Genomic DNA, 12,851 nt, shown 5'->3' with positions numbered 1-12,851 from the left:
TCGACGCAACGGTGCGCGCACGAGTGTTCGGGCCGGATCGCTCTCCCGGTCCGCGGTGTGTCCCTGTTGCCCGGAAAGACGGCGTAAATCGCATCGGAACGCGGTCGGTGCCGGTCGGCACCAGGGATATCCTCCCCAGGTGTAAACCCGATACCAGACGGCGATCATTCCTCCCATAATGACGCGCCCCACCGCCGCCCATTCTGGCGCGCCACGGTGTCTGCAGACCAGCGCGCCGCACCTTTGGGGCACCGTTTCAACTGCCCGTTCCGCCAGCCTCGGTGCGGCGGCAGGCTCTCCAGAGAGTGTCATGTCTACAGCGTCTCCCGCATCTTCCCGCGAATCGAAAGTCCGGACTGTTTTCCGCGTCGTCAGCGGCAACTTCCTCGAAATGTACGACTTCATGGTCTACGGCTACTACGCTTCGGCGATCGCCCGGACCTACTTTCCGAACGGCAACACGTTCGCCTCGCTGATGTTGTCGCTCTCGGTGTTCGGCGCCGGTTTCCTCGTGCGCCCGATCGGCGCGATCGTGCTCGGCGCCTACATCGACCACCACGGCCGCCGCAAGGGGCTGATGCTCACGCTCTGCCTGATGGCGCTCGGCACGCTCGCCGTGGCCGCCGTGCCCGGCTACGCGACGATCGGCGTGCTCGCGCCGATTCTCGTGCTGTGCGGACGCCTGCTGCAGGGCTTCTCGGCCGGCGTCGAACTGGGCGGGGTGTCGGTCTACCTGTCGGAGATCGCGACGAAGGGCAACAAGGGCTTCTACTGCTCCTGGCAGTCGGGCAGCCAGCAGGTCGCGGTGGTGTTCGCGGCGCTGCTCGGCGTCGTGCTGCACCACATCCTGCCGGCCGGCGACATGTCGGCCTGGGGCTGGCGCGTGCCGTTCATCATCGGCTGCCTGATCGTGCCGTTCCTCTTCATGATTCGCCGCTCGCTGCAGGAAACCGAGGAGTTCAGCCGCCGCCAGCATCACCCGTCGATGGGCGAGATCGTGCGCTCGATGGCCGAGAACTGGGGCGTCGTGCTGGCGGGCATGGGCATGGTCATCATGACGACCGTGTCGTTCTACATGATCACGGCCTATACGCCGACGTTCGGTCGCGTCGTGCTGCGGCTCGACGAGCTCGACGCCCTCGTCGTCACGATCTGCATCGGCGTGTCGAACCTGATCTGGCTGCCGGTCTCGGGCGCGGTGTCCGACCGCCTGGGCCGCCGGCCCGTGCTGATCGCCTTCACGGTCCTCACGATCCTCACCGCCTATCCGGCCGTGCAGTGGCTGGTCGCGGAGCCGTCGTTCGGCCGGCTGCTCGCCGTCGAACTGTGGCTGTCGTTCCTGTATAGCTGCTACAACGGCGCGATGGTGGTGGCGCTGACCGAGGTGATGCCGGTCGAGGTGCGGACCGCGGGCTTCTCGCTTGCCTACAGTCTCGCGTCGACGATCGGCGGCTTCACGCCCGCGATCTCGACGCTGCTGATCCACGTGAGCGGCAACAAGGCGGCGCCCGGCGTCTGGATGGGCGTGGCCGCGATCTGCGGGCTGATCGCCACGCTGGTGCTGTACCGGACGGCCGAAGCGCGCAATCAGTACAAGACGGCCTGATCGGCCGGTCCCCACAGGAAACGAAACAGCCCCTGAAAAGGGGCTGTTTCGTTTTTATCGCCGGTTATCGTCGGTCGCGGGCCCGTCGGTCCGTCGCCTGCATTTTCATGCGCGCAGCGCCCGCGCGATCCGCTCGACCACGTCGGCCCACGCGCCGGGGCGCGGCTGGCGCACGAGCCGCGCGCGCGGATACCAGGGGCTGTCGTCGGTGCCGGCGAACCAGCGCCAGTCGGCAGCGAACGGCAGCATCAGCCACAGCGGACAGCCGAGCGAACCGGCAAGGTGCGCGATCGAGGTATCGACCGACACGACCGCGTCGAGGCGCTCGATGACGGCCGCCGTATCCGCGAAGTCGGAGAGCGGCTTGCCGGGGCGGTGAATCCGGCGCCGGCACGGATGGCGGTCGAGCGCCGCCGCGTCGGCCGCGTCGAGTTCCGGTTGCAGCACGATCCAGTCGATGCCGTCGAGCGCGAACAGCGGCTCGAGCGCGGCGAGCGGAAGCGCGCGGTTCTCGTTGCGCTGGATACGCCCCGACCACGCGAGGCCGATCTTGCGTTTCGCCTGGCCGCCGAGCGAGCCGCGCCGCTTGCGCCTGTAGGCGGGCGGCGCGGCGAGGCCGGGCGCGGGGCCGGGCAGCGTGTCGAACGTCGTGCCGAGCGCGAGAGGCAGGCTGAGCAGCGGGCAGTGCAGAGCGGCCCGCGGCCGCGCGCCGCCGCGGGCGACGACCGTGACGCGCCAGTCGGCGGCCATCGGCGCGACGAGCGGGAGCAGCGGCGGTTGCACTTCGAATACGATGCGCGCGCCGGGCTCGCGCTGCGCGAGAAGCGGAACGAAGCGCATGAACTGCAGCGTGTCGCCGAAGCCCTGCTCGGCCTGCACGAGGAGCGTGCGCCCGGCGAGCGGCTCGCCGTTCCAGCGCGCGGGCGAGGCGGCGGTCTGTGTGGCGTCGTTGTCGGTTGCTGCGGGCGAAGCACCCCGGCGCGAGGCGGGATCGAGCCGCCATTCGTATTCGGGCAGGCCGCGCCGGAAGTCGCCGAGCGTGAGCCAGACGAGGGCGCGGTTGAAGTGCGCAGCGGCGAGATCCGGGCGCACGCGCAGCGCCTCGCCGAAGGCGCGCAGCGCCGTTTCGTGGCGGCCGAGCGCGTGACGCGTCGTGCCGAGCGCGAGCCAGGCCAGCGCGAATTTCGGGTCGATGCCCACGGCCCGTTCGAGCGCGGGGGACGCTTCCTCGTGCCGGTTTCGCGCGGCGAGCGCGTTGCCGAGACCGAGCAGCGCGGGCGCGAGACGCGGCTGCAGCGCAAGCACGGCTTCGAACGCGGTGATCGCCTCGTCGTGCCGGCCCGTGGCATCGAGCGTGTTCGCCAGGTTGAACTGCGCCGCCACGAAGCGCGGCTGCAGCGCGAGCGCGGCGCGGAATTGTTCGATCGCACCCTCGTGATCGTCGAGGGCATTGAGCGCCATGCCGAGATTGTTGTGCGCGCCCGCGTGACCGGGATGCAGCCGCAGCGCCATGCGGAACGACTCGACGGCCTCGGCGTGGCGGCCGAGCGCATGCAGCGCGTTGCCGAGATTGTTGTGCGACGCCGCGTCGGCGGGCTGCAGCCGCACCGCGTGGCTGAACGAGAACAGCGCGTCTTCGTGACGGCCGAGCGCCGCGTAGGCGTTGCCGAGGTTGTAGTGGGCCAGCGCGAACGTCGGCGCGAGCGTGAGCGCGTTGCGAAAGCGTTCGATCGCGCCCTCCAGCTTGCCCATGGCCTTCAGCGCGTTGCCGAGATTGAGCTGCAGCGCGGCGTCGTCCGGACGCAGGTCGGCCGCGCGGCGCACGAGCGCGACGGCCTCGGCGTGCTGCCCCTGCTGATGGCGCAGCACGCCCAGCAGATGCAGCGCGTCGACGTGCGCCGGGTCGGCGGCGAGCGTCGCGCGGTAGTCGCGCTCGGCGTCGTCCAGCCGGCCGTCGCGATGGGCGGCGTAGGCGCGGACAAAAGCCTGTTTCATGGGGCGGGGCGTCAAGCGTGAAGGGAGCAAGGGCCGCATTTTCCCATACTTGCCCGGGCGATCCCGAAGCTTGACGGGATATCTCCATGCCTATAACATTTGAACATTTGTTCATATGTTGGGAACCGTGAATACGCCATTCAACGACGATCGCGTCGCGCTGCTGGCCGACCTGTTCCGGCTGCTCGGGGACCCGACGCGGTTGCGCATCGTGCTCGCCTGCGTGTCGGCGCGCAGCGCCGTCGGCGCGATTGCCGAATCGCTGGGATTGTCGCCGTCGCTCGTCAGCCATCATCTGCGGCTTTTGCGTGCGGCGCGGATCGTGAGGGCGGAGCGCGAAGGCAAGCAGGTGTTTTATACGGCCGCCGACCAGCACATCAGCGAGATGCTTGCCGGCATGCTCGAGCACGTAGAGGAGCCGGTCGCCGACTGGCAGAGGGACGCATGATGAACCGCACTCCGGCAGACCGCCGCCCGCTGGACGAACACGAGACGACGTCTGGACATTTCGCGTCCGGCGGCGATCATGCCGGGCACGAGCACGAGCACGAGCACGAGCACGAGCACGAGCACGAGCATGGGCACGAGCATGGGCACGACCACGCCGGCCATCACCATCATCACCACCTGCCCGCGCCGGGTCGCGGGCAGGCGTTTGCGCTGGCTGTCGCGCTGAACGTCGTGATCGTCGTCGCGCAGACCATTTACGGCGTGATGGCGCATTCCACCGCGTTGCTTGCCGACGCAGGCCACAACCTCTCGGACGTGCTCGGTCTGCTGCTGGCCTGGGGCGCGGCGCGTCTCACGATGCGGCGTCCCTCGGGGCGCTACACGTTCGGCTTCGGCAGTTCGTCGATCCTCGCCTCGCTGGCGAACGCCACGCTGCTGCTGTTCGCGTGCGGCGCGATCCTCGCCGAGGCGATCAACCGGATGCTGCATCCCACGCCGGTCATGGGCCTCGACGTGTTCGTGGTCGCCGCCATCGGCATGATCACGAACGCGTTCTGCGCATGGCTCTTCATGCGCGGGCAGGAGGAGGACCTCAACATTCGCGGCGCGTTTTTGCACATGGCGGCCGATGCGGTTATCTCCGCGGCCGTCGCCGTGAGCGGGCTCGTGATTCTCGCGACCGGCTGGGTATGGATCGACCCCGTCATGAGTATCGTGGTGGTGCTCGTGATCGTCCGCGGCACGTGGGGGTTGCTCGGCGAGTCGGTGCGTCTCGCGCTCGCCGCCGTGCCCTCGGGCGTCGAGGTCGAACGCATTCAGCGCTTTCTTGCCGGGCAGGACGGCGTGACGGACGTCCACGACCTGCACGTCTGGGCGCTCTCGACCACGGGCAACGCGCTGAGCGCGCATCTCGTGATGCCGGCGGGCCATCCCGGCGACGCCGTGCTCGACCGGCTCGTGAGCGCGCTGCGCGAACGCTTCCGGATGCATCACGTTACGCTGCAGGTCGATCTCGGCACGAGTACCCACCGTTGCGCGCTCGACGATCCCGATCCCGGCGGTCACGACCACGGCGGTCATAACCACCGCGGTCACGACCACGACGCATCGCACCATCACCACGCGCACTGACTGCGTGGGACAGCGCACCGCGGCCGCGCGGTGCGCCGGCGTACACTAGACGGCATGTCGGCCTTATGGAGGTCTGCATGACCGATGTCTCCGCCACGTTGCCCGTACTCGTCGTCGGAGCCGGGCCGACCGGGCTGGCCGCCGCGATGAGCCTCGCCCGCGCGCGCGTCCCGGTCAGGCTGATCGACCGCGCGCCGCAGCCCGGCCGGCATACGCGCGCCATCGGTCTGCAGGCGCGCACGCTCGAGCTGCTTGAGCAACATCGCGTCGTCGAGCCGTTTCTCGAACTCGGGCATCGCGCGCACGCGGCGAATCTCTATTCGAACGGGCAGCGCCGCGCGCGGCTCGACTTCGATCCCCTGCTCACGCGCTATCCGTATCTGCTGTTTCTCGACCAGACCGTCACGGAGCAACTGCTCGGCGCGCAGCTTGCGACGCTCGGCGTGGAAGTGGAGCGCGGTGTCGAGCTGCTCGAATGCCAGCAGGACCCGGACGGCGTGAGCGCCGTGCTGCGCCATGCCGACGGGCATACCGGGGCGCAGCGCGCGTCATATCTCGTCGCGGCCGACGGCGCGCATAGCACTGTCCGTCACCAGCTCGGCATGCAGTTCGATGGCCAGACGCTCGAGCAATCGTTCCTGCTGGCCGACGTCGGCGCGCAGACGCCCTGGCCCGAGGACGAGTTTCACATCTTCGCTTCCGGCGACGGGCTGGCCGCGCTGTTTCCGTTCGGCAAGGGGCGCTACCGGCTCGTCGCCGACCATCGGGTCGTGCTGCCTGCCGTGCCCGAGGGCGTCATGCCCGTGCCTTCGCTCGACGCGTGCCGCGCGATCGTCGAGCAGCGCGTCCATCATCCCGTCGCGCTCTCGGACCTGAGCTGGTCGTCGTATTTCCACGTGAACAGCCGGATGGTGGGGCAGTTGCGCGTGCAGCGCGTGTTTCTCGCGGGCGACGCGGCGCACGTGCACAGCCCCGCCGGCGCGCAGGGCATGAACACCGGCATTCAGGAGGCGTTCAATCTCGGCTGGAAGATCGCGCGGGTGCTTGCCGGCGGCGCGCCGGACCGTCTGCTCGACACTTACAACGCCGAACGCCATCCGATCGAGCGCATCGTGTTGCGGCAGACGAGTTTCGTCACGCAACTGGTCGAGGCCGACCGCGGGCCGCTGAAACTGCTGCGCGAGCGCGTGATGCCGGCGCTCGTCGCGCTGGGACCGCTGCGCGACGCCGCGCGCCAGGCCGTGAGCGAGCTGTCGATCCAGTACCGGCGCAGTCCGCTCACGCTCGAGCGCGTGCTCGATGGCGGGCCGCGCGCGGGCGAACGCGCGCCCGACGCGCTCGTTCGCGTGGTGGACGGTCCGCTCGGCAAGGCGCCGGGCAAGGGGCGGATGTTCGATCTGCACGACCCGGCCAGCTTCTCGTTGTTCCTGCTCGTCGATGCGAAAGCGGAGACGGCGGCCGAGGGCGTTGCGGCGGCGCGCACGCCGGCCGACATCGCGGTCGACGAGGAGCTGACGCGCTTCGCGCAGGCGGTGGAGCGGCTTCTGCCGGAAGTCGTGCGGGTCTGGCGGCTCAGCGACGTCGCTTCCGGCACGGGCGCCCAGGCTGCCGGGGGCGGCGCGCCCTCGCTCAGCGAGGCTTACGGACGCGCGCGGCCGGCGTTCTACCTCGTGCGGCCGGACGGATACATTTGCGCGCGCGGCCGCCCCGCATCGGATCTGCATGCGCTGGCGCGGCACTGCGAAACCTGGTTCGCGCGGGGCGGCATGCCGTTCGCTGCTCCGACGCAGACGTAACGGTCAGTCGGGTCAGCCGGGCCGGCGATTCAGGCTCAGGCAACCCCGGGCGCGGGCGTCAACGCATCGCGATGCGCAAGGGGCGCGGCCAGAACGATTCCGGAGAGGCCGCTTCGGCGGGCGCGTGGTCGAGAAGCTTCGCGAGCAGCGCGCGCCGCATGCGCGGCGCCCGGAAGCGGCGGATATGATCGGCGATGCCGGCCAGCGCCTCGTCGCGGTCTCGTTCGGGAGGATGAACGGCGGCCAGCTTGCGCCGCTGTAATACGGAGCAATGGAATCGCGCTGCAGCCGGCGACGCTTTTTGCGATACTTTCGGTTCTGCTCCCGTTTGATGTCGCGGGCCTGCATGGCGGTTGAATGCGGGCAACGCGCCGATCCGCCATGAAATTTCTGCTCAATGTCTGTGTTGCCGCCGCCACCGCGGGGGCGCTCTTCGCCACCGCTTCGCTCGCCTTCGCCCAGGATTCGCCGGGCGTGCCGGGCGGTATCCTGACCGACCAGTTTCACCTGGACTCGCATCCCGATATGCCGTTCGCGGCTTCCGCGCCGTCGAGCAAGTATCAGCACGGCGCGCCGTCGGCGGCCCGGCTGCGCGGCGACAACGGCGACCCCAACGGTTGCAACCTGAAGTGTCCTCTGGGCGGCGGCAGCTAATCAGCGCTCGTCAAGTCTTCCGAAGTATCGGGCGGGGCGCGTCAGCTTCGCAGTGGGCATCAGGCAAGTCCGGATCGAAAGCGCATCGGCATGACGGCAACGCGCGGTTGCCCTCGTGCCGATCGTTCATTGCGCCCGCAGCGCGCGGGCCTTCCGGAGATACGATTGTTGCACTTATGTAACTCAAGGAAGCCGGCAACTCGCTAAATTGAAGTCGTCCATTTCGTTCCGAAGGAGACTTCCATGAAGACCAAACTGCTTGCCGCGCTGGGGTTGGGCGCTGTCGTTTTCACGGCCTCGCAGGCCGCCATGGCCGGTGTGTCGGTCGGCCTGAACCTCGGCGTGCCGGCGCCGGTCTATGTCGCGCCCGCGCCTGTTTATGCACCGCCTCCGCCCCCGCCGGCCGTGGTGGCCTATCAGCCCGTCGTGCCCGTCGTGGCGCCCGCCGTCGTGATCGGCTGGCACGGGGATCAGTATTGGGACGGCCGCCGCTGGTGGGGCCGCAGGGAGTGGTACGGCCATCGTCACTGGTGATGGCTTCGCGTGCCGTCCGTCGTCGCCGTGCGCGTCGGCAAGGGGCGGGCGAGGCAACGATGCGGGCGGCCATGACGAGGCCGCCCGTTTTTTTGAAGCGAGCTTTGGCGGCGAGCCCGGCGACGGGCGCATCTTCGGGCATGTCCGGAGCGGGCAAGTTTCTCCCGGGGTTCGCGCGGGCCCTGAACCCGCGCTCTCCCATCACGAAGCGGCCAGATGGCGCCGGTACTTCCGGCTTTGCAGCACGCCGGCCACGAGCAGCGCGCCGACGACGAGGCCGCCCGCCACGGTGTACAGCGCAACGTCGGTGCGGCCCGTCATCGCCTCCAGATAGCCGATCATGTAGGGCGAAACGAAGCCCGCCAGATTGCCGATCGAATTGATCATCGCGATCCCGGCGGCGGCCGTCACGCCGCTCAGGAACGAGGTCGGCACGGCCCAGAACAGCGAGGGAATCGACAGCACGCCCATGTTGGCGAGGCACAGCGCGACGATGCCGAGCACCCGGTTGTCCTGCCAGACGACGCTCAGCACGAAGCCCGCGGCCGCCATCGAGAACGCGACGACCAGATGCCATCGGCGCTCGCGGAAGCGGTCGGCGCTATAGCCGAACGCCAGCATGCTCACGATCGCGCAGAGGCCGGGCACGGCGTTCAGCAGGCCGATGGTGAACGCGTCGGCGACGCCCATTCGCTGGATCAGCGTCGGCATCCAGAAGCTGATGGCGTACAGGCCCACGTTGTAGAGGAAGTAGATCGCGACGAGCGCCCAGACGTAGCCGTCGACGAGCAGCGCGCCGAAGCCGTGCGCGACCTTCGTGCGCGCTTCCGCCGCCATGAGGCTGCCCAGGTAGTCCTTTTCCTGGGCGCTCAGCCAGTTCACCTTGCGGATGTCCTCGCTCATGCGCAGGTAGACGTAGACGCCGAGCAGCGCGGTCGGCACGCCTTCGCAGAGAATCAGCCATTGCCAGCCGCGCAGGCCGCCGAGGCCCGAGAAAAACTCGAGGATCGACCCGGACACGAGGCCGCCGACGACGCCCGACGAGGCGAGCGCGATGTAGAACGTGCCCCAGGCGCGGCCGCGCCGCGCGGCGGGAAACCATTGCGACATGTAGTAGATCGCGCCGGGAATGAAGCCCGCTTCGGCGAGGCCGAGCAGGAAGCGCATGACGTAGAACTGCATGGGCGTGCGCACGAACACCGTCGCGCACGAGAGCAGGCCCCACGAAATCATGATGCGCGAGATCCATCGACGCGCGCCCACGCGATGCAGCATCACGTTGCTCGGTACTTCGAGCAGGAAATAGCCGAGAAAGAAGATGCCCGCGCCGAAACCGTAGACGGCGTCGCTGAACTGCAGGTCGCTCGCCATCTGCAGTTTCGCGAATCCCACGTTGACGCGGTTCAGGTACGAGAAAAAGAATCCCAGCATCAGCACGGGCAGGATGCGCAGGGAGACCTTCCGGAAGAGGGCGTTTTCGTCGATGGTCGACATGGTGTCTCCTGAATTGTCGTTATGGGCGGCGGTCGGCGTCAGCCGGCGCGGTAGAACCGCTGCGCGGTGCCCGCGAAGAGCGCGCGCAATTCGGTTTCCGTGGCGCCGGGCAGGGCGCCCAGCACGTCGGCGACGACTGCCGTGAAGCTCGCGGAGAGATTGGCGACGGGCAGGTTGCTCGCGAACATCGAGCGCTCGTAGCCGAACAGGTCGACGGCTTCGCGGATCACGCGGCGGTTGCTCGCGCTGTCCCACGTGCCGTTGGGCAGGCCCAGTTCCGACACCTTGAGATACACGTTGGGGCAGGCCGCGAGCGCCTGCATGCCGCGGCGCCAGATGGCGAGGCCGGCGTCGGAGCGGTCGAGCGGCAGGCCCAGGTGGTTCGTCACGATCGGCGTGTCCGGGAACGCGCGCGCGACTTCGGCGGCTTCCTCGAGGTGCCAGTAAGGCACGCGCAGATCCCACGAGAAGCCGAAACGCTCGAGCAGCGCGAGGCCGCGCAGCCAGGCGTCGTCCTGCATCGTGCCGGGCTGGCCGCGCACCGATTCGCCGGGGCCGCCGGAGGTTTCGGGCTTCGAGCGCACGCCGCGCGCGAGCGGGCTCTTCGCGTGTCCCGCGAGCACCGCCTCGCAATCGGGCTGCACGAAAAACACGTGGCCGACGATGGCGCAAGGCAGGCCCGTCGCTGCGTTCAGGCGGGTCAGGAATTCGGTCTCCTGCACCTGCTCGCGGCGCGAACGTTCCGCTTCGACGTGAACGGTGCCGATCACGTCGAAGCCGGCCGTCGCCTCGCGATATTGCGGCGGCAGGAAGTTCTTGCACATGCGCCGGTAGTCGCCGAGAAAGAAGTGCTCGTCGTAGTCGTCGGTGAGCCAGGGGAAGTGGCCGTCGTCGAGATCCCAGAAGTGGTGATGGGCGTCGAAGATGGGCAGGTCGAAGCCGAGCGCGTTGCGGGCCGGAGCGTTCATGAAAGAGTCCTTGAGGTCGGGTTCGAGAGATCGACGGGGCGATAGACGCGCATCGCCGTGTCGTGAAAGAACGCGCGCTGTTCCGACGGTCGCCATGCCGACACGAGCGTCCCGAAGCCGGCGATCAGCGCGTCGAGCGAAAGAAACAGGCCGTCGACGGGGAAGTTGCTGCCGAACATGAGCCGGTCGGCGCCGAAGAGCGCGCGCAGCGTCTCGAGCACGGCGCGGTTCGCCTCGACGCTCCACGGCTTGCCGGTTTCGCACAGGCCCGACACCTTGACGGCCGTGTTGGGCAGCGCGGCGAGCGCGGCGAGACCGTCGCGCCAGCCGTTCAACGTCGCGTCCGAGCGGTCGCCGGGCACGCCGGCGTGATTGACGATCAGCAGCGTCTGCGGAAAGTTGCGCGCGAGCGCTGCCGCCTCGTGAAGATGGCGCCACGGCGCCTGCAGCTCGAAGTGCAGGCCGTGCTGCGCAAGCTGAGCGTAGCCGTCGCGCCAGCGGGCGTCCGACATCAGCGTGGGCCCGTCGCCGGCGTGGGCCGGCTTGTGCCGGATGCTGCGCACGAGCGCGAAGCGGCACTGCGCCGCGAGCAGGTCGGCCACGTCGTCGCGGTCGAGCCAGGCCTGCGCCGCCATCGCGTTCGGCAGCCCGGTCAATTGCGCGAGCCGGGTCACGAAGCGCGTTTCGTCGAGCGGCGTGGCCGGGTCCCATTCCGCTTCCACGTAGACGGTGCCGACCACCTGGTGGTCGGCACCGTCGCGCCGGTAATCGGCGGGCAGGTAGTCGCGCTTGATCGCCGAATAGTCGCCGTAGCGGTGCGGCACGAGCACGCCGGGCGCGAGCCACGGATGGCGGTTGCCGGCCAGCGTCCAGAAATGCTGGTGGGCGTCGACGATCGGGCCGTCGTAGCGCGTGCTCATGCGCGTTCCTCCGCGGCGCGCGCGCCGAAGTCGATCAGCAGCGAGCCGACCAGATAGGTGAAGGCGCCCGCGGCGAGGAACAGCAGCACCGCGTGATAGCCGCCCGTCATGTCGACGATGACGCCGACCGCGATCGGCACGGCGATCGCGCCGCCGGTGCCCGCGAAGTTCATGACGCCGCCGACGAAGCCGACCTGTTCGCGCGGCGCGAGCAGCGCGGGAATCAGCCAGTGCAGGCCGCCCCACAGATGGAAGAACAGGCCGAGCGCGAGCACGGCCACGGCGAGGCGGACGTCCGCGACGAACGGCAGCGCGAGCAGGCACAGGAGCGAAACGCCGCCCGAAAGGCCGAACAGCACCTTGAACGCGGGGCCGCGCGCGAGATGCCGCTGCAGCCAGTCGGCGATCACGCCCGAGAACACCTCGCCCAGCGTGCCCGCGAGGAAGATGGCGAACGTGGCGACGCCCATGCTGCGAATGTCGAGCCCGCGGCCGGCCGAGAGATAGTTGGGGCCCCACGTGACGAATCCGTAGAACACGGTGGTCCAGCCGATGCGGCCGACGACCATCGCCGCGAGGGTCGCGCGCGAGAGCGGGGCGCTGCGCGCCGCGCGCGTTTCGCCGGCGGCGAGCTTCGCTTCGCGGATGTGCCGCGCTTCATCGGGCGAGATGCCGGGGTGCTGGTCGGGCGTTTCGCGCAGCATCCGGTAGACGGCGTAGCCCAGCGCGACGGTCGACACGCCGACGACGACGAAGGCCGTGCGCCACGAGCCGGTCGTCGCGATGAGCGCGCTGATCGCGAGGCCGCCGATCGCCGAGCCGAGCGGCGCGCCGCTGTCGATGAGCGTCACGCCGCGCGCGCGTTCGCGCGGCGGCAGCCACGTGGCGGTCAGCCGGGTCGCGGCGGGCATGTAGGGCGCCTCGAACGCGCCGAGCCCGATGCGCGTGAGCAGTAGCACGACGCCGTTCGCCGCGAAGCCCGCGACGCATTGCAGACCGCCCCACAGCACGGCCGAGAAGCCGATCATGCGGCGCGCGCCGAAGCGGTCGGCGCCCCAGCCCGCGGGAATCTGGCACGTGCTGTAGGTCCAGAAGAACGCGGAGAGGACGAGCCCCTGCATCGTCGGGCTCAGATGGAAGTCGCGCACGATCGACGGCATGCCGACCGACAGCGACATGCGGTCGATGCAGTTCACCGTGTAGAGCGCGAAAAGCATCAGGATCATGCGCCAGCGCGTGCTCGCAAGCAGCGAGCGAATCGACTGGCGGCCGGTCCCGGCCTGAATGTCTGCCTGCATGTCTC

At 69.2% G+C, this 12,851-nt stretch carries 12 protein-coding genes; 6 read left to right on the top strand and 6 right to left on the bottom strand.

The window, feature by feature from the left end; all coding sequences use genetic code 11:
• Positions 1-310: 310 nt before the first annotated feature.
• A complete protein-coding gene (locus CY652_RS17725) occupies positions 311-1,606 on the top strand; it encodes an MFS transporter (protein ID WP_102132022.1) in 1,296 nt (431 codons plus the stop codon).
• Positions 1,607-1,711: 105 nt separating this feature from the next.
• On the opposite strand, the gene CY652_RS17720 is transcribed toward CY652_RS17725, so the two are convergent.
• Positions 1,712-3,601 carry a tetratricopeptide repeat protein gene (locus CY652_RS17720; RefSeq protein WP_102132021.1) on the bottom strand — a complete coding sequence of 630 codons (1,890 nt, stop codon included), beginning with the start codon at positions 3,599-3,601 and terminating at the stop codon, positions 1,712-1,714.
• Between the two features lie 127 nt (positions 3,602-3,728).
• Here CY652_RS17720 and CY652_RS17715 point away from each other — a divergent pair, with 127 nt between their 5' ends.
• From CY652_RS17715 to CY652_RS17705, 3 genes are all read left to right on the top strand, one after another.
• On the top strand, positions 3,729-4,049 hold the full coding sequence (locus CY652_RS17715; protein WP_258002350.1) for an ArsR/SmtB family transcription factor: 321 nt from the start codon (positions 3,729-3,731) through the stop codon (positions 4,047-4,049).
• On the top strand, positions 4,046-5,182 hold the full coding sequence (locus CY652_RS17710) for a cation diffusion facilitator family transporter (protein ID WP_102132019.1): 1,137 nt from the start codon (positions 4,046-4,048) through the stop codon (positions 5,180-5,182). The genes CY652_RS17715 and CY652_RS17710 overlap by 4 nt, the downstream gene beginning before the upstream one ends.
• Before the next feature lie 77 nt (positions 5,183-5,259).
• Entirely contained in the window at positions 5,260-6,978 is a 1,719-nt protein-coding gene (locus CY652_RS17705; RefSeq protein ID WP_102132063.1) for an FAD-dependent monooxygenase, read from the top strand.
• A 58-nt stretch (positions 6,979-7,036) separates the two neighbouring features.
• Here the strand turns inward: CY652_RS17705 and CY652_RS25140 are convergent, their stop codons facing one another.
• Complete coding sequence (locus CY652_RS25140; protein ID WP_374703671.1) at positions 7,037-7,345, bottom strand: formate dehydrogenase subunit delta; 309 nt, start codon at positions 7,343-7,345, stop codon at positions 7,037-7,039.
• Between the two features lie 14 nt (positions 7,346-7,359).
• Between CY652_RS25140 and CY652_RS17695 the strand changes: the two genes are divergently transcribed.
• Positions 7,360-7,632, top strand: coding sequence for a hypothetical protein (locus CY652_RS17695; RefSeq protein WP_102132018.1), 273 nt, complete (start codon positions 7,360-7,362; stop codon positions 7,630-7,632).
• A 243-nt stretch (positions 7,633-7,875) separates the two neighbouring features.
• On the top strand, positions 7,876-8,166 hold the full coding sequence (locus CY652_RS17690) for a hypothetical protein (RefSeq protein WP_102132017.1): 291 nt from the start codon (positions 7,876-7,878) through the stop codon (positions 8,164-8,166).
• A gap of 201 nt (positions 8,167-8,367) precedes the next feature.
• On the opposite strand, the gene CY652_RS17685 is transcribed toward CY652_RS17690, so the two are convergent.
• The 4 genes from CY652_RS17685 to CY652_RS17670 are packed head-to-tail and all read right to left on the bottom strand — an operon-like array spanning position 8,368 to position 12,846.
• Positions 8,368-9,660: an MFS transporter gene (locus CY652_RS17685; RefSeq protein ID WP_102132016.1), complete on the bottom strand. Its 1,293-nt coding sequence runs from the start codon at positions 9,658-9,660 to the stop codon at positions 8,368-8,370.
• Between the two features lie 38 nt (positions 9,661-9,698).
• Positions 9,699-10,628, bottom strand: coding sequence for an amidohydrolase family protein (locus CY652_RS17680; protein WP_102132015.1), 930 nt, complete (start codon positions 10,626-10,628; stop codon positions 9,699-9,701).
• A complete protein-coding gene (locus CY652_RS17675; RefSeq protein WP_102132014.1) occupies positions 10,625-11,548 on the bottom strand; it encodes an amidohydrolase family protein in 924 nt (307 codons plus the stop codon). The genes CY652_RS17680 and CY652_RS17675 overlap by 4 nt, the downstream gene beginning before the upstream one ends.
• Complete coding sequence (locus CY652_RS17670) at positions 11,545-12,846, bottom strand: MFS transporter (RefSeq protein WP_102132013.1); 1,302 nt, start codon at positions 12,844-12,846, stop codon at positions 11,545-11,547. The genes CY652_RS17675 and CY652_RS17670 overlap by 4 nt, the downstream gene beginning before the upstream one ends.
• Between the last annotated feature and the right edge of the window lie 5 nt (positions 12,847-12,851).

The sequence above is a fragment of the Burkholderia sp. WAC0059 genome (assembly GCF_002870125.1).
Taxonomy (GTDB): domain Bacteria; phylum Pseudomonadota; class Gammaproteobacteria; order Burkholderiales; family Burkholderiaceae; genus Paraburkholderia.
Note: the sequence above shows the minus strand (reverse complement) of the source record. Positions and strands in the feature narration are given on the sequence as shown.

Coding starts and splice junctions, on each gene's coding strand:
- CY652_RS17725 (WP_102132022.1), top strand. CDS start 311: ATGTCTACAGCGTCTCCCGCATCTTCCCGCGAATCGAAAGTCCGGACT.
- CY652_RS17720 (WP_102132021.1), bottom strand. CDS start 3,601: ATGAAACAGGCTTTTGTCCGCGCCTACGCCGCCCATCGCGACGGCCGG.
- CY652_RS17710 (WP_102132019.1), top strand. CDS start 4,046: ATGATGAACCGCACTCCGGCAGACCGCCGCCCGCTGGACGAACACGAG.
- CY652_RS17705 (WP_102132063.1), top strand. CDS start 5,260: ATGACCGATGTCTCCGCCACGTTGCCCGTACTCGTCGTCGGAGCCGGG.
- CY652_RS17695 (WP_102132018.1), top strand. CDS start 7,360: ATGAAATTTCTGCTCAATGTCTGTGTTGCCGCCGCCACCGCGGGGGCG.
- CY652_RS17690 (WP_102132017.1), top strand. CDS start 7,876: ATGAAGACCAAACTGCTTGCCGCGCTGGGGTTGGGCGCTGTCGTTTTC.
- CY652_RS17685 (WP_102132016.1), bottom strand. CDS start 9,660: ATGTCGACCATCGACGAAAACGCCCTCTTCCGGAAGGTCTCCCTGCGC.
- CY652_RS17680 (WP_102132015.1), bottom strand. CDS start 10,628: ATGAACGCTCCGGCCCGCAACGCGCTCGGCTTCGACCTGCCCATCTTC.
- CY652_RS17675 (WP_102132014.1), bottom strand. CDS start 11,548: ATGAGCACGCGCTACGACGGCCCGATCGTCGACGCCCACCAGCATTTC.
- CY652_RS17670 (WP_102132013.1), bottom strand. CDS start 12,846: ATGCAGGCAGACATTCAGGCCGGGACCGGCCGCCAGTCGATTCGCTCG.